22 protein-coding genes, 3 tRNA genes and 1 riboswitch are annotated in these 21,324 nt (G+C 62.8%); of the genes, 12 read left to right on the top strand and 13 right to left on the bottom strand.

What is annotated here, in order from left to right:
- The 3 genes from L0C21_RS08910 to L0C21_RS08900 form a co-directional block, all read right to left on the bottom strand.
- Nucleotides 1-873, bottom strand: a complete 873-nt coding sequence (locus L0C21_RS08910; RefSeq protein ID WP_259278016.1) for a THxN family PEP-CTERM protein — start codon at nucleotides 871-873, stop codon at nucleotides 1-3.
- A 375-nt stretch (nucleotides 874-1,248) separates the two neighbouring features.
- On the bottom strand, nucleotides 1,249-2,121 hold the full coding sequence (locus L0C21_RS08905; RefSeq protein ID WP_259278015.1) for a THxN family PEP-CTERM protein: 873 nt from the start codon (nucleotides 2,119-2,121) through the stop codon (nucleotides 1,249-1,251).
- A 329-nt stretch (nucleotides 2,122-2,450) separates the two neighbouring features.
- Nucleotides 2,451-3,320: a THxN family PEP-CTERM protein gene (locus L0C21_RS08900; protein WP_259278014.1), complete on the bottom strand. Its 870-nt coding sequence runs from the start codon at nucleotides 3,318-3,320 to the stop codon at nucleotides 2,451-2,453.
- Nucleotides 3,321-3,644: 324 nt separating this feature from the next.
- Nucleotides 3,645-3,818, top strand: a riboswitch (yybP-ykoY riboswitch).
- Nucleotides 3,819-3,832: 14 nt separating this feature from the next.
- On the opposite strand from L0C21_RS08900, the gene L0C21_RS08895 reads away from it, so the two are divergent.
- From L0C21_RS08895 to L0C21_RS08880, 4 genes are all read left to right on the top strand, one after another.
- Nucleotides 3,833-4,402 (top strand): TMEM165/GDT1 family protein, encoded by a 570-nt coding sequence (locus tag L0C21_RS08895; protein WP_259278013.1) that lies wholly within the window; start codon nucleotides 3,833-3,835, stop codon nucleotides 4,400-4,402.
- Nucleotides 4,403-4,583: 181 nt separating this feature from the next.
- Nucleotides 4,584-6,107 (top strand): DUF6538 domain-containing protein, encoded by a 1,524-nt coding sequence (locus tag L0C21_RS08890; RefSeq protein ID WP_310593361.1) that lies wholly within the window; start codon nucleotides 4,584-4,586, stop codon nucleotides 6,105-6,107.
- 634 nt (nucleotides 6,108-6,741) lie between these two features.
- Entirely contained in the window at nucleotides 6,742-6,999 is a 258-nt protein-coding gene (locus L0C21_RS08885) for a hypothetical protein (RefSeq protein ID WP_259278011.1), read from the top strand.
- Nucleotides 7,000-7,565: 566 nt separating this feature from the next.
- Complete coding sequence (locus L0C21_RS08880) at nucleotides 7,566-8,177, top strand: recombinase family protein (protein WP_259278010.1); 612 nt, start codon at nucleotides 7,566-7,568, stop codon at nucleotides 8,175-8,177.
- Here L0C21_RS08880 and L0C21_RS08875 read toward each other — a convergent pair.
- Nucleotides 8,174-8,788 (bottom strand): hypothetical protein, encoded by a 615-nt coding sequence (locus L0C21_RS08875; RefSeq protein ID WP_259278009.1) that lies wholly within the window; start codon nucleotides 8,786-8,788, stop codon nucleotides 8,174-8,176. The genes L0C21_RS08880 and L0C21_RS08875 overlap by 4 nt on opposite strands.
- A gap of 170 nt (nucleotides 8,789-8,958) precedes the next feature.
- On the opposite strand from L0C21_RS08875, the gene L0C21_RS08870 reads away from it, so the two are divergent.
- Nucleotides 8,959-9,168 carry a hypothetical protein gene (locus L0C21_RS08870; protein WP_259278008.1) on the top strand — a complete coding sequence of 70 codons (210 nt, stop codon included), beginning with the start codon at nucleotides 8,959-8,961 and terminating at the stop codon, nucleotides 9,166-9,168.
- 278 nt (nucleotides 9,169-9,446) lie between these two features.
- On the opposite strand, the gene L0C21_RS08865 is transcribed toward L0C21_RS08870, so the two are convergent.
- The 3 genes from L0C21_RS08865 to L0C21_RS08855 all read right to left on the bottom strand — a co-directional run bounded on the left by L0C21_RS08865 (nucleotide 9,447) and on the right by L0C21_RS08855 (nucleotide 11,703).
- Nucleotides 9,447-9,632, bottom strand: a complete 186-nt coding sequence (locus tag L0C21_RS08865) for a site-specific integrase (protein WP_259278007.1) — start codon at nucleotides 9,630-9,632, stop codon at nucleotides 9,447-9,449.
- Nucleotides 9,633-10,023: 391 nt separating this feature from the next.
- Nucleotides 10,024-10,100: transfer RNA gene (locus L0C21_RS08860), tRNA-Pro, on the bottom strand.
- A 73-nt stretch (nucleotides 10,101-10,173) separates the two neighbouring features.
- Nucleotides 10,174-11,703: a hypothetical protein gene (locus tag L0C21_RS08855; protein WP_259278006.1), complete on the bottom strand. Its 1,530-nt coding sequence runs from the start codon at nucleotides 11,701-11,703 to the stop codon at nucleotides 10,174-10,176.
- Nucleotides 11,704-11,925: 222 nt separating this feature from the next.
- Between L0C21_RS08855 and L0C21_RS08850 the strand changes: the two genes are divergently transcribed.
- Nucleotides 11,926-12,002: transfer RNA gene (locus tag L0C21_RS08850), tRNA-Asp, on the top strand.
- Nucleotides 12,003-12,178: 176 nt separating this feature from the next.
- Nucleotides 12,179-12,255 (top strand) — tRNA-Asp (locus tag L0C21_RS08845).
- Nucleotides 12,256-12,350: 95 nt separating this feature from the next.
- Here the strand turns inward: L0C21_RS08845 and L0C21_RS08840 are convergent.
- The 6 genes from L0C21_RS08840 to L0C21_RS08815 all read right to left on the bottom strand — a co-directional run bounded on the left by L0C21_RS08840 (nucleotide 12,351) and on the right by L0C21_RS08815 (nucleotide 14,886).
- Nucleotides 12,351-12,635: a chorismate mutase gene (locus L0C21_RS08840; protein ID WP_259278005.1), complete on the bottom strand. Its 285-nt coding sequence runs from the start codon at nucleotides 12,633-12,635 to the stop codon at nucleotides 12,351-12,353.
- 35 nt (nucleotides 12,636-12,670) lie between these two features.
- Nucleotides 12,671-12,892 carry a DUF2842 domain-containing protein gene (locus L0C21_RS08835; protein WP_259278004.1) on the bottom strand — a complete coding sequence of 74 codons (222 nt, stop codon included), beginning with the start codon at nucleotides 12,890-12,892 and terminating at the stop codon, nucleotides 12,671-12,673.
- On the bottom strand, nucleotides 12,889-13,347 hold the full coding sequence (locus tag L0C21_RS08830) for an NUDIX hydrolase (RefSeq protein ID WP_259278003.1): 459 nt from the start codon (nucleotides 13,345-13,347) through the stop codon (nucleotides 12,889-12,891). The genes L0C21_RS08835 and L0C21_RS08830 overlap by 4 nt, the downstream gene beginning before the upstream one ends.
- A gap of 50 nt (nucleotides 13,348-13,397) precedes the next feature.
- The gene (locus L0C21_RS08825; protein WP_259278002.1) at nucleotides 13,398-14,003 is read right to left on the bottom strand and encodes a 5-formyltetrahydrofolate cyclo-ligase; all 606 of its coding nucleotides are present in this window, start codon (nucleotides 14,001-14,003) and stop codon (nucleotides 13,398-13,400) included.
- Between the two features lie 180 nt (nucleotides 14,004-14,183).
- Nucleotides 14,184-14,522: a cell division protein ZapA gene (locus tag L0C21_RS08820; protein ID WP_259278001.1), complete on the bottom strand. Its 339-nt coding sequence runs from the start codon at nucleotides 14,520-14,522 to the stop codon at nucleotides 14,184-14,186.
- A gap of 10 nt (nucleotides 14,523-14,532) precedes the next feature.
- A complete protein-coding gene (locus L0C21_RS08815) occupies nucleotides 14,533-14,886 on the bottom strand; it encodes a V-type ATPase subunit a family protein (RefSeq protein ID WP_259278000.1) in 354 nt (117 codons plus the stop codon).
- Between the two features lie 156 nt (nucleotides 14,887-15,042).
- Between L0C21_RS08815 and tkt the strand changes: the two genes are divergently transcribed.
- The 5 genes from tkt (at nucleotide 15,043) to thiE (ending at nucleotide 21,235) form a co-directional block, all read left to right on the top strand.
- Nucleotides 15,043-17,013, top strand: a complete 1,971-nt coding sequence (gene tkt, locus L0C21_RS08810) for a transketolase (protein WP_259277999.1) — start codon at nucleotides 15,043-15,045, stop codon at nucleotides 17,011-17,013.
- 45 nt (nucleotides 17,014-17,058) lie between these two features.
- Nucleotides 17,059-18,069, top strand: a complete 1,011-nt coding sequence (gap, locus tag L0C21_RS08805) for a type I glyceraldehyde-3-phosphate dehydrogenase (RefSeq protein ID WP_259277998.1) — start codon at nucleotides 17,059-17,061, stop codon at nucleotides 18,067-18,069.
- 76 nt (nucleotides 18,070-18,145) lie between these two features.
- Nucleotides 18,146-19,342 carry a phosphoglycerate kinase gene (locus L0C21_RS08800; protein ID WP_259277997.1) on the top strand — a complete coding sequence of 399 codons (1,197 nt, stop codon included), beginning with the start codon at nucleotides 18,146-18,148 and terminating at the stop codon, nucleotides 19,340-19,342.
- A gap of 147 nt (nucleotides 19,343-19,489) precedes the next feature.
- The gene (locus L0C21_RS08795) at nucleotides 19,490-20,410 is read left to right on the top strand and encodes a class I fructose-bisphosphate aldolase (RefSeq protein WP_259277996.1); all 921 of its coding nucleotides are present in this window, start codon (nucleotides 19,490-19,492) and stop codon (nucleotides 20,408-20,410) included.
- Between the two features lie 141 nt (nucleotides 20,411-20,551).
- Nucleotides 20,552-21,235, top strand: a complete 684-nt coding sequence (gene thiE, locus L0C21_RS08790) for a thiamine phosphate synthase (RefSeq protein ID WP_259277995.1) — start codon at nucleotides 20,552-20,554, stop codon at nucleotides 21,233-21,235.
- The last annotated feature ends 89 nt before the right edge of the window (nucleotides 21,236-21,324 follow it).

The raw sequence follows: 21,324 nt of genomic DNA, 5'->3' as shown, positions 1-21,324 counted from the left end.
TTACGCGACTTTGCGGCGACGCATGGCCAGCCCCCCGAACAGGAGACCAGCGCCGAGCAGCGCCAGCGGAGCCGGCTCTGGAACGCGCGCCGTGACATAGATGCGGGTGCCGAGGCGGCTCAGCACCTCCTCGTTGGTCCAGAGGGTCACGGTGCCATCCGGATTTTGCGTGACGCCCGCGATGTTCTCAAAGCTCGTTGGGTCGAAGACCACGGTGAAGTCGTAAATGTAGCCATCAATGACCCCGGTGCTGAACGTGAGATCGGAGATGTCGATGGTCAGCTGGTCGGGACAGGTCGGCATGCCGGGCGCCGGACCCATCGGCGGCCACGGATAGCCGGGGCACTGCTCCAGCGGAACCTCGTTGAGCGTCTCCTGGAAGGAAATGGAGTAGGACCGGGTGATCTCGATGTTCTGACCGGCGGGATCGAGCGACTGGAGGGTGATTTCGGTGGTCAGCTTGGTGCTGCTCATCCAGCTCTCGCGGGTATTGGAGGGCGAGTACTGGATGTAATTGCCGTGGTAATAGTAGGAGCCGCTGACGCCAGCGGAATCGTTGGTGAACAGCCCCGATCGGACAACGGGCGAGTCCGCCGCCAGAAAGCTCTTGCTGCCGCCAGGGACCGCCGGTGAACCCCACTGAATATAGGTGTAGGAGCCGGCAGGGTCATTGCCATCCGGCAGGACGTTGCCGCTGCCGAACGGCGCGGCGGGGACAACGCCACCGGGGCTCCACGTGGTGCTGGCCTGGTCCCACTGGTTGGTCAGGCTGAAACCCCATTCGACGATGGGAGCTGCGTTGGCCACGCCTGCGGCCATCGCGACGGACGCCAGAAAAGCAACAGAAGGCACCAGGGTCTTCAATCTCTTCATAACACCACCTATCCAGTAGCATCGAGCGGGCGCCCTTTTAACCGGAGCGGTAAAGAAACAATCCGTCCGTCATAGGCTGTAAATACTAAGCAGAATCCATGCCAACTGGAAAAGAAGCACAAATTGAAAGGGTTGTTTCGGGCCAAGAATATGTTCCAGGACTTTTCGTAAAGCTGGCCGACAGAAGGCGGCTCGGCGGCGGCCCGTTCAAGGCTGCGCGAAGGTTCAATGGGGTTAACAGGGTGGCGTTATGGCGAGGGATGGCAGCCAGACGCCAGACAGCACCGGCCTGCGCGATGGCAGGTCGGCGCTGTCCGGGTGTGTTGGCGCCACAGTCTCCCGGCCTTGACCCTCAGGGGCAGGCGGGGGCGATAATCAGGCGCGTCGTTTCAGGCGGGCAAAGCCGAGGAATGCAAGGCCCGCAGCCGCGATGGCGAGCGAGCCGGGCTCGGGCACAGGCGCAGGGCCCGCGTCCGCAGCGCGGATCAGCAGCCGTGTCGCAAGGCGGCTGCGAACACCCTCGTTGGTCCAGACGGTGGAGGCGCCTTCACCGCTGTCGATCCGCGCCACGTTGAGCGAATTGGCGGGATCGAACACGAACGACAGCACGTAGCTGACGTCGTCAAAGACGAAGGAGAAGTTGGCGGCCTCGTCCAGAACCGTAAGGCTGTCAGGACAGGCTGTGGTGCTGGAACCCCAGGGCGCGCCGGCGCAGTCATCCACGGAGGCGGTGTTCCGCGTCTCCATGAAGTCGATGGGAATGCTGTGGGTGAAGGTCCGGGCGGCGGAGTCCTGCCCCTCCGGGGTCAGGGTGATGGTGAGATCCAATGTCGTATTGTCCAGCCAGCGCTCGGCCGGGTTTTCGGCCGTTGCCGTCGCTTGGCGGTAGTTGCCATGGTAGAAGGACGCACCGGCAACGCCTTGGGTGCTGCCCGTGGTCAGGCCGCCGATGGTGACGGTATCATCAACGGCGAGGAAGCTGCGCCCGGCATCGGTGGTCGGCGTTCCCCAGCTGATGATGTCATAGGTAAGGTTGCGGGGATCAGACCCGTCCGGGAGCGTATCGCCCACGCTGAACGGGTCAGTCGGCTCGACCGCAAACGGGCCGCCGGTGAAGGATGTGTTGGACCAGTCGTTGGAGATCGAAACGACCCAGTTCTGGACTGGCGCGGCTTGGGCCGTTGCGGCGCCGATAAGCACCGTGAGACTGAACGCTGTGCCCAAAAGGGCTGGCCGTAACTGTTTCATGATGGCACCTCCCGAAACACAACCAATATAAAATCTAAGGTCCGTGCCCCTCGGCTGCACAAACTGCCGAGTGATGAAGAGGGTCCAAGAAAAAAGCACTTAGCAACAATTGCTGCCGGCCGAGAACGGCCTGGCGCTCGCTCGGGGCGGGCCATCGCAGTCCGTCAGCGTCGAAGAGGGAGGAAGGCAGTTCGCGGTTTTTCCGGCTTAACCGGCCGCCGGGGCCGGGTCTTCTTCCGCAGGTTTTGCGCCGGTCGGGGGAGCCGCCGCGACGACTCCCCCGCTCTCAGGAGGACGAGCCCTTGCCTTTGAGGCGAGAGTGCCGCGCTTCAGGCGGCGGATGGCTTGCGTGCCCGGCGACGCATCAGGCCGAACGCGGCAAGCGCTGTTCCCAGAAGCGTGAGCGGAGCCGGCTCGGGCACCTGCTGCGCTGTGACGAAAATTCGGGTGGACAGGCGGCTGCGGACATCTTCCGCGGTCCATACGGTTGCGGTGCCATCCCCGTTTGGCGTCAGCCGCGCAATGTTCTCGGAGCCGAGCTGATCCACCAGCAGCAGGCTGAAGGTGTAAAGATAATCCTCAATCTGGATGGTGAAGGAGGCGTTCGACAGATCGACGGTGAAGGAGTCCGGGCAGGGTTCGGTTCCCGCCGGCCAGGGCGCGCCAGGGCAGGTGCCGATGTTGGCGGTGTCCAGCGTCTCCGTGAAGTCGATGAAGAAGGCGCGCTGGAACGGGCCCAGCGGCTCGCCTGACGGGGAGAGGGGGGTCAGGGTGATATTGGCGACGGCGCTGGTGAAGTCGAGCCAGCCTTCGCCCGACGAGAGTTGGCGATAGTTGCCGTGATAGAGCGTCGCGCCGGGGATGCCGTTTGGATCGTTGGTGAACAGACTGTCTGAGCCGTGCGCGTCGTCGATCGCCAGGAAGCTGCGGGACGGGCTGCCCGAGGCCGGGGTGCCCCATTGAATGATATCGTAGGCTCCGCCAAGCCCGTTGGGGTCGCTGCCGTCCGGCAGGACGTTGGAGACGATGAAGTTGTTGGTGGGCGTCTGATTTCCGGGGCTCGTGAAGCCCGTACTCACCCAGTCATTCGTCGCCTGGAACTCCCATTGGGTGATCATGGCGGCGTTTGCGGTTGCGGACAGGCAGATGCCTGCCGCTGCAAGCGCAAGGCCCGACGCGATGGTCCGTAGCTTGATCATCAGAGCACCTCTGCGTTTCTGTGAAGCCCCTGGTTCCGGTTCCGTTGGCTGCCCAGGGGGCGGACAAGAGTGGGACTCAGCGATCAAGCTTACGCAGGTTTCATGCCACGCAATTCTGTGCGGACATATCAACGGGATAGACAAAAGCTCTTTAGATTAACTTGAGTGCCATGTAAGAAAAACCGACGGTAAGCTGCTGATATTAAACTAAAAATATTTGGTTAGTTGGCGAAGGCGGACCTCCTGCCAAGGGCCGGAATTCCAGGCGTTGACGGCGATTGCGTCTCTCTTGGACTTGCCTTGTGGCACGGCCTCGTTTAACGAAACCGTGTCACTGGGGAGTAGCCAGCCGTTCCGAGGAACGGGCTTGCGCGTCAACATACTTGGCCGAGAGGCCATGGCGCGAAAGGAGTGGAGCACCGCTCGGGCGAGACCAATGGCGCCGGACTTCCGTACCAGCCGGGCGGGGGGCTGGTGCTGTTGGCTGAAATTGGCCCGGCTGCGGATGTCTCATGGAAGCTTTACTGACCTCCATGGCGGTCGTGTCCCTCGCGGAAATCGGCGACAAGACCCAGCTTTTGGCGATCGTTCTGGCAACCCGCTTCAAGCGGCCTTGGCTGGTCGTGGCGGGAATCTTCCTTGCCACCATCGCCAATCACTTTCTCGCCGCGCTGGTTGGGACGGAAGCCGCGTTCCTGTTGGACAGCCAGTGGTTTCGCTATCTCATCGCCGCCTCGTTCATCGGCATGGCCATTTGGACCCTGGTGCCGGACAAGCTGGATGATGCCGGGCCGGTGTCCCCGCGCTATGGCGCGTTCCTGACCACGCTGGTGGCCTTCTTCCTGGTGGAGATGGGAGACAAGACCCAGATCGCCACGGTGGCGCTTGGCGCGCGCTTCCATGACTTGCTGCATGTGACCATCGGCACGACGCTGGGCATGATGATCGCCAATGTTCCGGCGGTCTTCCTCGGCAACGGGCTGGTGAAGCGGGTGCCGGTGGACGTGGTTCACAAGATCGCGGCGCTGCTGTTCCTGATTATCGGCGTGTGGCTGATCCTGGAAACGGCGGGGCTGGCGTGATGGCCGGCGGGCTTGCGCCCGCGAGCAAACGATAAGGCCCTGAGGGGAAAAACGATGGTCGGGGAGACAGGATACTTGATCGTTCCCGACTAACTGACGGAAATGTTTGATAAATATTGACTATTTCCCCAGGTGCCCCCAAAAGGTGTCCCAATTTGGTGTCCCAACTTTTGCCGTTGCCATGCCGAATTATATCAAGCTCCGCAAGCGGACCTATTACGCGAATATCCCTATCCCGGCAGAACTAAGGGGCCGATACGGCGGCAGGGTGAAGCTGGAGCATTCGTTAAAGACTTCTGACGTGAAGGTTGCTCGCGCTGCGGCAGCAGCTTTGGCGGAACGCATCAAGCTGGAGAAGCAGGCGGTCAAGGGCAGCCGGGATGCAAAGGACGCTTTGGCAAGGCTCCGTTACATAGACGCACAGCGGGAGGTGTTGAGCGGGGCGCTGAGGCTGGATGGTGTGAGCATTCCACTTCCGGACGGGCGAGAGGCTGAGGTGGACCCCGTAGAGGCGGCGGTTGAGGCTATCGTTGACGAGACATTGGACGCGGCGTGGGGCCGCGCCGACCCCCACGACCCCTACGCCGAGCCTGAACTGACCGCCGAGGAGCGCGCTCGCCTCGATGGGCTGATCGACGGGGTGCGGCTCAGGCAGGGAGCGGAGCCGCTCAGCAGGGGGCTGTACGACCCTCCTTTTAGCGAGACGGCAGGTGAATGGCTGAGGGAGTGGCAACGCCAGCCCGGTCGCCGCCCAGCGAACACAGCGAGGCAGTACGCCGCTACTATCGCCATGTTCTCCGAATGGTGGGGCGACAAGCCGCTGCGGCTCCTGACGTCTGCGGATGCTGCCGCCTACGTCTCTCACCTTTCCAAGTTGACGGCTGGGCAAGCTCGCAGCCGGAAAGCTCGGGTGGTCAGCGGTGGAAACGAGGATGGTCCGGGACTGGCACCGGCGACCATCCGCCGCCACGTTGGCAGGCTCAAGGCCATCTGGAAATGGGCGAAGCCGCGCCTGAGCCTCTCCGGGAATAATCCATGGGAGGATGTCGCGCCGCCGAAACGGAAGCGGGACACAAAGAGCTACCTGCCGTGGACCATCGACGAGTTGCGTAAACTTCTAGTGGAACGCCCGCCAAAGCGGCGAGACCTGTATGAGCTTGCGTGTCTTGCCCTCTACACCGGCCTACGCATATCCGAAGCTGCCAACCTGACATGGGGGCAGGTCCGCAAAGCGGACGGCGTTTGGGTTCTTGCAATCGAGGACACCAAGACAGAGGCAGGCATCCGGGATGTTCCCCTGCATAGTGCCTTGGGATGGTTCCTCCGCAAGCCGCGAGGGGCCGACAATGAGCCGGTATTCCCCGGCTTCAACCCAGAAGGGCCGGGAAAGAGCAGGGGCGATGATGCTTCCCGCCTGTTTGGCGCACACAAACGGGCGCTGGGTTTTAACGAGCGGCGCAAATGCTTCCACTCGTTTCGCAAGAACATCACTGAGCGGATGGAGCATGAGCAGGTGCCAGCCGACACATGGGCGCGGATTATCGGACACGAGCCAGGGTTTACCTATGGGGTCTATTCGCCCCACGGACTAACCGCGAGGAAGAAGCTCCAGATCATCAACAAGGTGAAGTATCCGGGGCTCGGTTTGCCAGACCCGGATGAGCTTTACAGCTCAGAGGCGGTCGCTGGTCGTCAGGCGGCGTAAGAGAGAGATGATAAAGAACGCTAGGGCCTTCATCAGAGGAGGTGCCGGGAGGAGCTACTTCACCTTCCGCCGTAGCTGATACCTTGGGTGACACCGTGGAGAATATCCCTGCGGTGTTACCTTAGGAGGTGTATACCCTTACTTATCTACCCTTACTTACAGAACCTAGGAGGGAATACACTTCAGGGAATGATCTAGGGTACATCCCTAGGTATATTCTTTTCTATTGGGAATTGATCGGTCGATTTTCAAGACCCTTTTCTCCCCATTTCTAGGCGTCTGTGCGCGGTCGATAAGCGGAGCATTCAGCTCCGCGTTGGCTGGTCGCTCAGGACTCTGCCCTCTTTAATGCCAGCAGTGTTCCCAAAGGTATCCCTCTTGCGGGCGCAGGGCGAACATACCCCGGCATCATAAAAGTACCCTTCTTGCGGAGGCCGCGTGCCAGAGGCTCCATAGCTGCGCTGTTTTCAATCATACAGTGCCGCTGAGCGCCCGCAGCTATGCAACCCCCTCGGCAGACCCTTGCTGCCCCTCCAGCACCGAAATTGACGACCCCTGTGCGTCGCGTTGGACCGTCCGGCGCGACTGCCTCGGCGCGTCTCGTCCATCAAGCCAGACGTAGGAGAACCCGAGAATGGCTCACCCCAAATCCAAATACCGAGATGCTGTCGCTGCTAATTGCAAGAGCTGCAACTACGACCCGCTTGCGCCCGGCAACTGGCGCGAGCAGGTGGCCGACTGTGCGAATGCGAACTGCGTGTTCTTCGACCTTCGCCCTGTACCCCGCAAGTGCCTTAAGGGCGGCGTCCATGACCGCGAAGCCATCGCCGCGCTGCGTGCTGATCTGGCGGAGCGTCAAGGTCGCCAGTTGGCGCGTCAGAGGGCAGAGTAATGCTTCTCTCCCTCGTGCCGCCGCTGCTGGACGCCTTGTGGCTGACGACCGTGAGCTTTGCCCTGTGTCGAGCGCTGCGGCTGACTTGAGAAGCGCCATACCGAGGCTGGCGTGGGGCAGTAGGTAGCCATCGCGCTATCCATCTAGCTGGCAACTTTGTGACGACTCTGGGCATGGTCCGTAGCGCCCAGAGCCCTGCTTCTGGGGGAAGCCGGATTATTGGACGCGAAAATCCGAAGGGGTCTCGATGGATCGAGCGTTGCCGATTTCCCCCATAGGGGGCATCCCAGCCTTCCCCTCTTATCCTTCGCTAAGTTGTGTTGTAGCGGTGGTCTTTGGCGGGGGGGTGCTTGAGGCCGTTTAGTCACGTGCTTGCTAACATAGTTTCCGTGAGGTTGCAGCGTGGGGCTCTCGCGCAGGTGTACCAAAAAACCCCATGCAAACTGATGGGCTGAAAAGCCCTGAAAACTGCCACGTACCGAGTGCAGTTGGGTCGTATCAAAAACCATTTGATAAATGGTACATTTGCGCGCTAGTTATTTGGCCCGTAGTTAGGAGCAGGGGCTATGAGCAAGCGAGTCGCCTTTTACCTTCGTGTCTCGACCGGAGAGCAGACGACCGAGAACCAGCGTCGTGAACTGGAGGCCGTGGCGGCCCGTTCTGGGTGGGGCGTGGTTGAAGTGTATGAAGATGCAGGGGTCAGCGGGGCCAAGGGGCGCGATAAGCGTCCTGCCTTTGACCGGCTGCTGAAGGACGCCACGCGCCGCCGTTTCGATATGGTGGCGGCGTGGAGCGTTGACCGGCTGGGGCGCTCCATGCCGGACCTTGTGGCCTTCCTCCATGAACTGCATTCGCTGGGCGTGGACCTGTATCTGCACCAGCAGGCGCTGGACACCTCCACGCCGTCGGGCCGCGCCTTCTTCCAGATGCTGGGCATCTTCGCCGAATTTGAGCGGGCGATGATACAGGAGCGGGTGAAGGCTGGTCTCGCCCGCGCCAAGGCGGAGCCGCCCGAGGTCCGTGCAGCCAAGGGGAAAAAGGCCATCGGTCGCCCGAGGCTCTCCGAGGAGAAACGGCAGGAAATCCTCGCGGCGCGTGCTTCAGGGTTGTCCTTCAGGGCCACCGCGAAGGCGTGCGGTGTTGCTTTGGCAACGGTGCAGTCAGTGGTGAATGGCTAGCTGGGGCTGCCTTGTTGGGCCTTGAAGGCTTTTAGCCACTGCCACGCTTCATCGCTATCTCCGGCTGCAACATCCGCGAGAATTTGCATCATGAGCACCGGGCCGGGGGTTACATCATCCTCATTGATGTTCTGAGTGGCCCAGGCGGGGTCTGTTGGCACTTCGACATTGATAATCCACCATCGCTCCACTTTCTCGATGAGCAGGACAAGCGTGGGATACAGGGATAGGTAGTCCTGAGGCTTCCTCCCAGTTAGCTGCGACAATAGCTCATGCGCGGCGTTATTGCGGGCGTTGGTAATCTGCTCGAATGCGTTGAGGTCGTCACTAGACAAGACTCCCTCCTTCCGTAGCCATGCGAGCGAGCCTCTCAGTGGATCATTCTTACCCTTGGGGTCGAGCGCCCGCACCTCACGGTTGTACTTTTCGCTGGGTTTTGGGCCTTTGGCGGTCCAAGTGGTGGCAAAGAACTCCAGGGGATGGTCAATAATCGAGGACCGCAGCACCTCATAGGCGACGAGGAAAAGCCCAGCGCTGATAAGCGTACCCCGCACAGCTTCAGGGTTGAGGAAGGCTTCCCATTGCCGCTGTGCTGATGTGCCGTTGCTCATTGACCAGATACCAATCGCCGATATTGTAGCGGTCCCGTCATGGTCTGATTTTTTTGTTGCCGGTAGTCAAGACTATGTCCTCAAGGCTGAGTGGGTCTCTGCGCGAAGTGGCAGGCTGCTAGTCCAATAATAATTAAAAATTGTCGAGCCACTATGGGATTGGAAGAAGTATGTTGAAGCGAGCTTGTCTGGTGGTAGGCCTGATGTTCTCTACGGACGCAGTAGCGCAAAACTACATATGTGAGCCGCGTCATTCTGCGGGTATGGCGCAAGACGATGTGACCGGTGAATGGAGTGCAACGGAATTCAAACCCGGAAAATCAATGGTATTGTCTAAAATTGGGGAAGATGATGCTGATAGATACAAAAAATTATTTTGAAGCGGCCAGTCTACGTTGTTAGAGAAGTAGGGGATAGCTTTCCTGTAGCTTTCTGTCCAAGTGAATTTAGTGAAGCCGGGTTTATTAGGTGTGATAGCCCTGGGGGAACAATATTTCGGATGAATAAAGAAACCTTGCGTTTCTCTAGCTTTTATTTGGCAGGGTATACAGTATCAGATCTATCAATGGATAAGGGTGATACTCCCTCGGTCACAATTGGTGTCTGTTCACCATTTTGACGGGAGAAAACGGCTCGTTACCCGGACCTAGTCTCCTCATCAACCCACCTCATACCTCGGCAACTTCTCGATCTCCCGCTGAAGCGCCTTGGGTTCCCATGAGCCGTAGGCTTCGCCCTCCGAGCGGTGGGCATGGCCGGTGATGCGGTCGTGAGCCTCAGGGGCCAGCCCTGCTGTTCGGGCAACCGTCTTGAAGCGGTGACGCCAGCCGTGGTTCGGCTTCACGTTCGGGTCATCTACCCCAAGGCTGCGGACCCACGTGGCAAGGCGTTCCCCAACCTTCTTGTGCTGCGGGTTGCCGTCCGACCCTCTCCGATGCTTGCGAGGGTCGTAGAAGAGGGGGCCGTGTTGCCCTTCCTACAGGGACGGGATGCCGTGTGTCCTTTTGGACATTATCCAGTGTGGGTAGGCTCGTGCCCGAGCAGGGTTCTGAAGCGAACCGGCAGCATTCGATGCGCTAATCGTGGAATGGGAGGATTGCGTGAGCCGCAGAGGCATCTTGAAATTGGTTGCCAAGAGGACCTCGCCAGTGACACCTTGAGGTGTCCCATATAAGTGTCCCAACTTGGGTGTTCAGCTTGGGCTAAGTTATTGAAAAATAATACAAACATGGAAATGGTCGGGGAGACAGGATTCGAACCTGCGACCCTCTGCTCCCAAAGCAGATGCGCTACCAGGCTGCGCTACTCCCCGACGCCGGTCGTGTTGTGCTGGGAAGTTGCGGGCCAGTCAAGCAGAGATGATGGCCCGCCGCACCGCTGCCCACTCACGCGGCCGGGTGGCGGGGCGCGCGCTTGCGGCCCGCGGTCGAGGAGGGGCGGAAGTCATCCAGCGTGTTGCAGCGGCCCAGCTCATTGAGCAGCTGGATGATGCCGCCAACGCTCGGCCCGCCGCGCGCGCCCATGGCGACCCTCAGGAAGCTGGGCGAGTCGGGGACTTCGGGCACAATGGCCTCGAATCGGTGGCCTCGAAAGCCGAAGCTGCCGCCGGGATCGAAAGCCAGGTTGCGGGAGGTTGCCTCCTCCTCGATCAGCCGGGCGAGGCGATGGTAGTTCTCGGGCGCTGGATCATTGAGGGTGAGGGTGCAGAAGGGCGCTTCGGCCCATGGATCACCGTCGCTCCCAAGCGCCGGGTGAGACAGGGCCTTGAACAACCCGCCCGTCGGCGCGAACTGGAGCGCCAGGCGCCTGTTGTTGGCGAACACCGCATCGCAATACCGTGTCGCATAGACAGGGTCGAGGAACCACGGGGCTTCCAGCGCGGCCATGTCCTGCAGGCCGAGGCTGGAGCCGGTCAGTTTGCGGATGCGCCGCAGCGTCTCGGGGAACTCGGCAAGCGCCAGCGCCGCGCCCCTTGGCACGTAGACCGAGCAGATGCCCGCATTGGCCAGCTCCAGCCCGGCTTGGTCCAGCTTTAGGGCGGAGCGCAGGCAGACCACCACCGGCGCGGACGGACCGCTCATCAGGCTGAGCAGCATGTCCAGCGGGAAACGGGTCGCCGACAGGGTGGTGTCGAAGATAACCAGGGAGGGCGTGCGCCGGGCATGGCGCCATGCCCTGGCAAAGGCCGGTAGATCAAGCACCTGCAGGGAGCCGTTGCAGTAGGCAAGTTCGGCCAGCAGAACCTCGCTCTCCTCCAGCTGGGCGAGGGCGGCCCCAAGGCCTTCCTCGTTAAGCCCGGCATGGACGACATGGCTCGCCTCAAACAGCTCGAGGAGAGCCTGGGTTTCGAAGTAACTGCCCAGGTGCAGCAGCCGCAGCGGCTGGCCGGCTTCGGCCAAACTCATCTGGAGGCTGCCCTGCAGTACGGCAGAAAGGGTTGCCTGTCCGCTCGAGAAGATAAGGTGGCTGGCAATCCATCCTGGGGGATGCTCGGTGAATGTAGCGCAGCGCGCCTCGAGCGTGGTGGGCTCCAGCTCCCGCTCGTAGCCGAAGGACAGCGGCGTGCCGGCGCCGGTCACGGTTGATTGCTGGGCGGCCGTGGGGCTCCGCATAAGCACGTCCATCGTGCCTTGGGCATAGCGCAGCCAGAGGGTTCGCAGGTCGCGCGCCAGCCGGTCCAGCGCGCGTTCGCTGCCAAGGGAGCCGAAGGTCACCTTGGTCAGCAGGGAGGCGGCCTGCGCCTTCCACTCCTCCAGGCCCGGCACGGGCCGGATGGCACAGGATTCGATCTGTCCCGCCAGAAACAGCAGGTCGTTCGCCTCGGACAACAGGGCCTGGGTCGCCCGGTTGACAGGCTTGGGCCCTTGCCGGGAGGCCGGGCGGCGCGTCTCGATTGTGGCATCCAACGGGGTCATACCTTCCCTGCTTGCGGCCTTACTTTGACGCCATGATGGCAATGCCTATCAGAGCAGACGCTGCGGCGGGCAGGGCGGTTCCGCCGGGCTTTGCGGATCACCGGCGGGACGGCCGCCACGAAAGATGGAAACAGGCCCAGGCCCCCACCTGGATGCATGAAAGAATGTGGAGGAGATGCTTGACAGAGATGGGCGGAACCCCTAGGAAGCCGCTCACACCACGCGGGTGTAGCTCAGTCGGTTAGAGCGCCGGCCTGTCACGCCGGAGGTCGCGGGTTCGAGCCCCGTCACTCGCGCCACCCTCTTTCTGAGGGACATGAAAAGAAGCCGCCTTCGGGCGGCTTTTTTCGTATGTACCTGAGGCGATTACGGCATTCGCCCGAGCCGGAAAATTTGTTTGGGCAAATCTCAACAAACCGTATCAAGATTGCTTGACAGGGGGAGGCGGAACCCCTAGTTAGCCGCGACACGATGCGCGGGTGTAGCTCAGTCGGTTAGAGTGCCGGCCTGTCACGCCGGAGGTCGCGGGTTCGAGCCCCGTCACTCGCGCCACTCTCCTCAATGGAGAGGATGAAAAAGAAGCCGCCCTTCGGGGCGGCTTTTTCGTTTCTGCACAAGGCCTTATTTGCAACTCTTTAGACGCAAGATCAGTCCTGTGCGGGCGCGCGCAGTTCATCGAAGCGGACGAACTCATGCGCGATGCTGTATTCGATCAGTAGTTCGTAAATCTGTTCGGCAAGATCAGTCGGCAACCCAAGGCGCTGGCTCTCAGCCTTCACCTTGGCGATGACATCCGCCTTGCGGGCCTCGTCGCGCACCGTGTCGCGGCTTTGCTTGATGCGGGCAGCAGCCTCGATGAAGCCCATGCGCTTGCGGAGCAGGCCGACAATGGCCCGATCGAGCGCGTCGATATTGGCGCGCACCTCCGTCATGGTTGTCACAGTTTTGGGATCAGCAATAAGAGAGATCAGCGGTCACGACGCACCCACCAGGAACCAGTTTCCATCCAAACGAGAACGGGCCGCGCCAGAAAGATCCATGCGATGCCGGCAGCGGCGTAGAGTATGCTTTCAAGCGCGATGTTGAGCCGGGGCAGGCGGGAGAGAAGGTCCGCCATGACCAGGCCATAGACGGCAATGCCTCCCACAAGGAGAAACATGCCGAGCAGTTTGCGTTGTCTCTGGGTCATGCGCCTCTCGTACCAGCCGCGCGCGAGAATGCCAGTGCGATGATTTCGCGCGTCTTCTCCCACATGGGCAGAAGGTCCACCTCTGCGCGGGTAAACCAGCGGGCGTCCATGGCATCGTCGCCGGCGCGGGGGTCTCCCTCAGGGGCGATGCCCCAGAAGTCTATGAGCGTATAGTGACGGCAGGTTTTGCCTTCGGGGTCGGTTTCGATCAAATCAATGACATCCAGCAAGTCCTTGATTTCAACGGCAAGACCGGTTTCCTCCAGTGCCTCGCGCGCGGCGGTCTCCCGCACCGTCTCGCCCAGATGCTGCATGCCGCCCGGCAGGCTCCATTGCCCCTGGCGGGGCGGCTTGCCACGCTGGATGAGCAGGACCCGGTCGCCTCGCAGCGCGACAACGCCGACGCCGACGAGCGGGGAGGCGGTATACATGCGGGGGTCGGGAGATACGGTCATGGAAAAGGCTCGCCTTATGAAACGCGTGAGGGCCGGCGTGGTGATGACGCTCAGCCGGACCGGCCGCCCATGAACTCCAGCCATTGGGTGGGCGTGGCCAGGGCATCGAGGCGCTGGTCGTGCGGCTCGGCCGGCAGGTGATCCACCAACTGCACGTCAAAGGCAAGGCCGATGGCGCGAACGGGTTTTTGCGCGCGCAGGGCCTCCAGCGTGCGGTCGTAGTGTCCGCCGCCCTGGCCCATGCGGATGCCGCGCCGGTCCACCGCCACCAGCGGCACCAGAATCACGTCCGGCACCACCACGGGGGCGGACGATGGCGGCTCGTGGATGCCATGGAGGCCGGGGGTAATAACCGTGTCCCGATCGATGGCGTGGAAGATGAGCGGGGCATTGGGCGTGGTGCGGGGCAGGGCGACGGTGACGCCCGCGCCCAGAAGTTGCGCCTCGATCGCGCCGGGGTCGATCTCCCACGGCGTCGGCCGGTAGCCGGCAACGATATGCGCGCCGGCCAGATGGGGCAGCACCTGCGCCGCAAGACGTTCCGCAATATGGCGCTCCGCCTCCGCTCCTGTGGCGCGCAGAGCGCGCACGTAGTCGCGCCGTACCTGCCGTAAGGCGGCGCGCAACTCGGCTTTCGATGGGGGAGAGTGGTTCATGAGCGAGATGTGGCGGGACCGCTCGGGCCGTTGGCTGGAGTATCCTCTGACGCCAGTAACGTCAGGTGGGGACCGTGTAAGTCAGGCCAGGACCTGTTCAGGGACAGCCCCCTAGGATGTTGATATCGCCTCAGGGATAGTCGCTGCGCTCGCACCCAGCAGTGCCCGCCGACACCCAATTTAGGAGGTGTGTGCCGGCTGCTCAAGACTGAAAGCCAAAGATTCCAGCCGTTCGGCGAGGCGGGCGATCTTCTGCTCGGCCTCATGGGTGTGGGCCGCACCGTTGAGGCTGCCGCCGCCCTGTTCGGCAAGCTGGCTTTTCAGCTCCATCAGCTCGTCGGTGATGAGGAGGGAGGCCATCAGCAGCAGCCTTGCCTCGCTCAGGCGGCCAAGGGAGCCGGAGAGCGTCTCGGCCTTCTGGTCCACATACTCGGCGAGCCGCAGAAGCTGCTGTTCTTCCCCATCGCCGCAGACAAGGGAGTAATGGCGGCCGCCAACGGCAATCGTGACCTGACCCACAAACGGCTCCTTATGACTCGGGGGATTCGGTATCCAGCGCGACGATCAGGCGATCGACCCGCGCCAGCGCCTCGTTCGCCGCCTGCTCGAGGACGGCGTGCTGCTGCTGGAGTTCGTTATAGCGTTGCAGAAGGGCATCGTGCGCCGTCGCCATGGCCTCGATCTCGGCCTGGAGAAGAGCGTTCGCCGCCTCCAGGTCGGGCCCGGCCGCAGCCTGCAGCTCCTGAAACTGCGCCAGGAGCGTATCCCGCTCCAGGCGGAGCGCGGCATTCTCGCTTTGCAGCGCGCGCACGCGGTTTTCGACTCTGCTCTCAAGCAACTGGACGGCGGCGTCGAGCCGCTCCGTGGCACTCTGCAACGTCATTCTCGCCCTGATCCGTTGGAAAATTCACCAAAAAGCATAGGGCCGTGCCCCTGAATGCGTCAACTCGCCGTGCGTCGGATGCTTTGGCGCAGTTGACCTTCGCGCGCCCGAGCCTATTGTGCGCCCAATTTTCAGCGTCCAATCGCAGCGAGTGCCATGACTGTTTCGCATAAAGATATGGCTAATGCCATCCGTGCTCTGAGCATGGATGCGGTCGAAAAAGCTAAGTCGGGTCATCCGGGCATGCCCATGGGCATGGCCGATGTCGCCACCGTCCTGTTCACCAAGGTGATGAAGTACGACCCGAGCGACTCCCACTGGGCGGACCGCGACCGGTTCATCCTGTCGGCCGGGCACGGCTCGATGCTGATTTACTCGCTGCTGTATCTGACCGGCTACGAGCGCCCGACGATCGACGATCTCAAGAACTTCCGCCAGCTGCACAGCCCGTGCGCCGGTCACCCGGAATATGGCGAGCTGCCGGGCGTCGAGATGACCACCGGCCCGCTGGGGCAGGGCCTGGCCACCTCCGTCGGCTTCGCGCTGGCTGAGCGCCACCTGAACGCGCAGTATGGCGATGATCTGGTCGATCACTATACCTACGTGATCGCCGGTGACGGCTGCCTCATGGAAGGCGTCTCTCAGGAAGCAATCTCGCTGGCGGGGCACCTTGGCCTTGGTCGCCTGATCGTGCTGTGGGACGACAACAATATCTCCATCGACGGCCCGATCTCGCTGTCGTCGTCCGAGGACATGAACAAGCGCTTCGACGCGGCGGGCTGGCATGTCCAGTCCATCGACGGCCACGATCCGGAAGCCATCGAGAAGGCGATTCGCGCCGCGCAGAACGATCCGCGCCCGTCGCTGATCGGCTGCAAGACCGTGATCGGCTACGGCGCGCCCAACAAGCAGGGCACCTCTGCCACCCACGGCTCGCCGCTGGGCGCGAGCGAAGTGGCCGCCGCCCGCGAGACGCTGGGCTGGGCCCACGCGCCGTTCGAGGTTCCGGCCGACGTGCTGGACGCCTGGCGCACGGCGGGCAAGCGCGGCGCTGCCGACCGCGCCGCCTGGATCGAGCGTCTGAACAAGGCTGATGCCAGCGTTCGGGCCGAGTTCGAGCGCCGGATGCGCGGCGAACTGCCGGGTAACTTCCGCGAGGCGATCAAGGCCTATATCGACGGCCTCATCGCCAACCCGCAGAAGGTGGCGACCCGCAAGGCCTCTGAAATGGCGCTGGAGGCGATCAACGCCGCCCTGCCGGAAACCGTTGGCGGCTCGGCGGACCTCACCGGCTCCAACAACACCAAGACCAAGGGCCTGACGATCCTCAACAAGGATACCTACGGCGGCCGTTACATCCACTACGGCATCCGCGAGTTCGGCATGGCTGCGGCCATGAACGGCCTTGCGCTGCACGGCGGCGTCATTCCCTATGGCGGCACCTTCCTGGTGTTCACCGACTACTGCCGCCCGGCCATCCGTCTGTCGGCCATCCAGCACCAGCGGGTAGTCTACGTGATGACCCACGACTCCATTGGTCTGGGTGAGGACGGCCCGACCCACCAGCCGATCGAGCATCTGGCCTCGTTCCGCGCCATGCCGAACGTGAAGGTGTTCCGCCCGGCCGACGTGGTGGAGACCGCCGAGTGCTGGCAGCTGGCGCTGGAGAACGCCCACGGCCCGTCCATTCTGGCGCTGACCCGCCAGAACGTGCCGCAGGTTCGCGTTGAGGCGGGCGAGAACCGCTCGGCGCGCGGCGCCTACCGCGTGCGTGAGGCGGAGAACGCCCGCGTGACGCTCATCGCCACCGGCTCGGAAGTGCATATCGCCCTTCAGGCGGCCGACCTGCTGGCGGAGAAGGGCGTGGCGGCGGAGGTGGTCTCCATGCCGTCGTGGGAGCTGTTCGATGCCCAGCCGGCGGACTATCGTCGTGATGTCCTGAAGCCGGGCACGCTCAAGGTTGCGGTGGAAGCCGCTTCCCCATTCGGTTGGGAGAAATATGTGGGTGCTGACGGGCTTGTGCTTGGCATTGATCGCTTCGGCGCCAGCGCCCCGGCTGAAGATCTATATGATTTCTTCGGCTTGACGGCCAACAAGATTGCGGAAGCGGTAACGGCTGCGTTATAGGCGCGCACATCCCTGGTTCGCGCAAAAAGTGAGGAGAATGCGGAAATGACCGTGCGGGTTGCAATTAATGGCTTTGGACGTATCGGCCGCAACGTGCTGCGGGCGATCTTCGAGTCGGGTCGCACCGACGTGCAGGTGGTCGCGATCAATGACCTGGCTTCGGCCGACGACAACGCGCACCTGCTGAAGTATGACTCCGTGCACGGCATTTTCCCTGGCACGGTCGAGGTGAAGGGCAATAACCTGGTCGTCAACGGCCAGGAGATCGTCGTCACCGCCGAGCGCGACCCGGCCAAGCTGCCGCACAAGGATCTGGGCGTGGACATCGCCTTCGAATGCACCGGTATCTTCACCGATGCCGACAAGGCGAAGGCCCACCTGGAAGCGGGCGCGAAGAAGGTGCTGATCTCCGCCCCGGCCAAGGGCGAGGACATCACCGTCGTTTACGGCGTGAACCACCAGAACCTGAAGCCGGAGCACAAGATCGTCTCCAATGCGTCCTGCACCACCAACTGTCTGGCGCCGGTCGCCAAGGTTCTGCATGAGGCCGTGGGCATCGAGCGCGGCTTCATGACCACGATCCACTCCTACACCAACGATCAGCGCATTCTGGACCAGATCCACAAGGATCGCCGCCGCGCCCGCGCGGCCGCCGTGTCCATGATCCCGACCTCCACCGGCGCGGCCAAGGCGCTTGGCCTGGTGCTGCCGGAGCTGAAGGGCAAGCTGGACGGTACCTCGATCCGCGTGCCGACCCCGAACGTGTCGGTGGTCGACCTGACCTTCGACGCGGGCCGCGACACCACCGCCGAGGAAATCAACGAGGCGGTCCGCGCCGCGTCGCAGAACGGTCCGCTCAAGGGCGTGCTGGGCTATGTGACCGAGGAGCTGGTCTCCATCGACTTCAACCACAGCCCGTTCTCGTCCAACTTCGATGCCACCCAGACCCAGGTGATCGACAAGCGGTTCGTCCGCATCCTGACCTGGTATGACAACGAGTGGGGCTTCTCCAACCGGATGAGCGACACGGCCGTGGCCATGGCCAAGATCGGCTAAGCGAACCATATACTGATTAAAGCGTACTGGACCCCCGCTTCGGCGGGGGTCCTTGCTGTTCGCAAGGGGGATTTCCATGGCAAGCTTTCGCACCATCGACGCGCTGGATGACCTGACGGGCAAGAAGGTCCTGGTGCGCTCTGACCTCAACGTGCCGGTGCAGGACGGCCGGGTCACCGATACGACGCGCCTGTCAGCGACCGCGCCGACCATCAAAGACCTGCTGGCCAAGGGCGCGACCGTTCTCGTTCTCAGCCACTTCGACCGCCCCAAGGGCAAGCGCGTGCCTGAAATGTCGCTCGCGCCCATCGCTCCGGCGCTGGGCGCTGTGCTGGGCCGGGACGTGGCCTTCATCGACGACTGCGCGGGCGCTGAGGCCGAAGCCGCCGTTGCCGCGCTGCCCGCCGGTTCGGTCGCGGTGCTGGAGAACACCCGCTTCCACGCGGGCGAAGAAAAGAACGACGAGGGATTGGCCAAGGCGATGGCGCGCCTCGGCGATATCTACGTCAACGATGCCTTTTCCGCCGCGCACCGCGCCCACGCCTCGACGGCGGCGCTGGCGCACCTTCTCCCGGCCTATGCGGGCCGTTCCATGGAGAAGGAGCTGACCGCGCTGGAGAATGGCCTTGGCAACCCGGAGCGGCCGGTGGCGGCCGTGGTGGGCGGCGCGAAGGTCTCCTCCAAGCTGGATGTGCTGACCAACCTCGTCGGCAAGGTCGACCACCTCATCATCGGCGGCGGCATGGCCAACACGTTCCTCGCCGCGCGCGGCGTGAAGGTGGGCAAGTCCTTGTGCGAGCATGACCTGGCCGAGACGGCGCTTTCCATCCTCGCCAAGGCGGACGAAGCCGGCTGCACCGTGCATCTGCCGTATGACGTGGTGGTGGCCAAGGAGTTCAAGGCCAATGCCGAGAACCGCGTGGTCAATGTTCACGAGGTAGCGGACGACGAGATGATCCTCGACGTGGGCCCGGCGGCTGTGGAGGCCCTCGGCGATGTGCTGAAGGTGTGCAAGACGCTGGTGTGGAACGGGCCGCTCGGCGCGTTCGAGACCACGCCGTTCGACAAGGCAACCGTGGCGCTGGCCAGAACCGCTGCGGCCCTGACGCAGGGCGGCTCGCTGCTGTCGGTTGCCGGCGGCGGCGATACGGTGGCCGCGCTCAACCACGCGGGCGTTGCCAAGGACTTCAGCTTCGTCTCGACCGCAGGCGGCGCTTTCCTCGAGTGGATGGAAGGCAAGGCCTTGCCGGGCGTCGAGGCGCTGAAGGGCTGATCCATTGATTGCGGCCCCTGCCGGTTCGGAAAACCTGAACGGGCAGGGGCTTGCGGATCTTCTTTGAAGTTTTCGTGACGCGACCGGTCCTGTAAACAGGCCGCACTCAAATACCCATAAAAAACATTTCGACGAGGGAAAATACTCATGAAGGTGACGAAGCGCGTTAAGGAAATCCTGTCGTGGTATGAGAGCGACAACGCCGGCACCAAGGCGAACCTGGCTCGCCTCCTTGGCACGGGCAAGCTGGGCGGCACGGGCAAGATGGTCATCCTGCCGGTCGACCAGGGCTTCGAGCATGGCCCGGCCCGCTCCTTTGCGCCCAACCCGCCGGCCTATGACCCGATGTACCACCCGCAGCTCGCCATCGACGCCGGGTTGAACGCCTACGCGACCCCGCTGGGCATGATGGAAGCGGTGGCGGACCGCGTCGCCGGCCAGATCCCGCTCATCCTCAAGATGAACTCGGCCAACTCGCTGTCGCGCATGAAGGACCAGGCGGTCACCGCCACGGTCAACGACGCGCTGAAGCTGGGCTGCTCGGCTATCGGCTTCACCATCTATCCGGGCTCGGACGACTGCTACAACATGATGGAAGAGTTCCGCGATCTGGCCGAAGAGGCCAAGTCGGTGGGCCTCGCCGTGGTGCTGTGGTCGTACCCGCGTGGCGGCGACCTCTCCAAGGAGGGCGAGACCGCCATGGACGTGTGCGCCTACGCCGCCCACATGGCCGCGCTGATGGGCGCGCACGTTATCAAGGTGAAGCTGCCGAGCAACTATCTGGAGCAGCCGGAAGCCAAGAAGGTCTACGAGAAGCACGGCATTGACCTGTCCTCGCAGGCCAAGCGCGTCGAGCATGTCATGCAGTCGGCATTCAACGGTCGCCGGATCGTGGTGTTCTCGGGCGGCGCGACCAAGGGCGCTGACTCGGTGTTCGACGATGCCCGCGCCATCCGCGACGGCGGCGGCAACGGCTCGATCATCGGCCGTAATGTCTTCCAGCGTCCGCGCGAGGAAGCGATCGCCATGCTGAACAAGATCGTCAACATCTACCTGGGCAAGGAATAGTCTGGGGCGGGCCGGTCTTGACGCCGGCCCGATGTTGCTGAAAAGGGCAGGGCCGTGCCGGGGGAACAGGGTTCACTCGCGCGGCCTTTCCCGTTTAAGGGCACTGGCCCGTTTAAGGGCACTGGGGTTTCGGAGGCAGGCATGATGGAAGAAGAGAACGAAGGTCACGACATTACCGAGTTCGGGCGGGAAGACCCGCGCCCACCGTGCCAGCTGTATCTCATCACCCCGCCGAAGATCGTGGTGCAGGACTTCGTGAAAACCTTCCGCCAGGCGCTGGAAGGCGGGGCGGTCGCTGCGCTTCAGCTGCGTCTCAAGGACGTGGCGGACGATGAGATCCTAAAGGCCGCCGAGGCGCTGCTGCCGGTGTGCGAGGAGGCGGAAGTCGCCCTCATCATCAATGACCGGGCGGACCTGGCGAAGAAATCCGGCGCGGAGGGCGTGCATCTGGGCCAGACCGACGGCTCCGTGGCTGCTGCCCGCACGCTGCTGGGGGCGGACAAAACCATTGGCGTCACCTGCCACGACAGCCGCCATCTGGCGATGGAAGCGGGCGAGGCAGGGGCGGATTATGTGGCGTTCGGGGCCTTCTACCCGACCGCCACCAAGCAAGCCCCGACGCAGGCGGATCCGGAAATCCTCACCTGGTGGGTCGCCCTTTCCGAACTGCCGTGCGTTGCCATTGGCGGCATCACGCCGGAGAATGCCGCGCCCCTGATCGAGGCGGGGGCGGACTTCCTTGCCGTCTCGGCGGGCGTGTGGGCGCACCCTGAAGGACCGGCTGCGGCGGTTGCGGCGTTCAACCGATTGTTCGGTACGGCATAATCAGGGCAGGGCAGCGCTTCCCTAAGTCAAGGGGCGTTTCATGCGGGGTCGATTGCGCTGGCGCTGCCGACCTGCTAGAAGCCCCGCCA

Origin of the sequence: Pedomonas mirosovicensis (assembly GCF_022569295.1) — a bacterium.
GTDB classification, from domain to species: Bacteria; Pseudomonadota; Alphaproteobacteria; order Sphingomonadales; family Sphingomonadaceae; genus Pedomonas; species Pedomonas mirosovicensis.
This window is presented reverse-complemented; position numbering and strand designations above follow the sequence as displayed.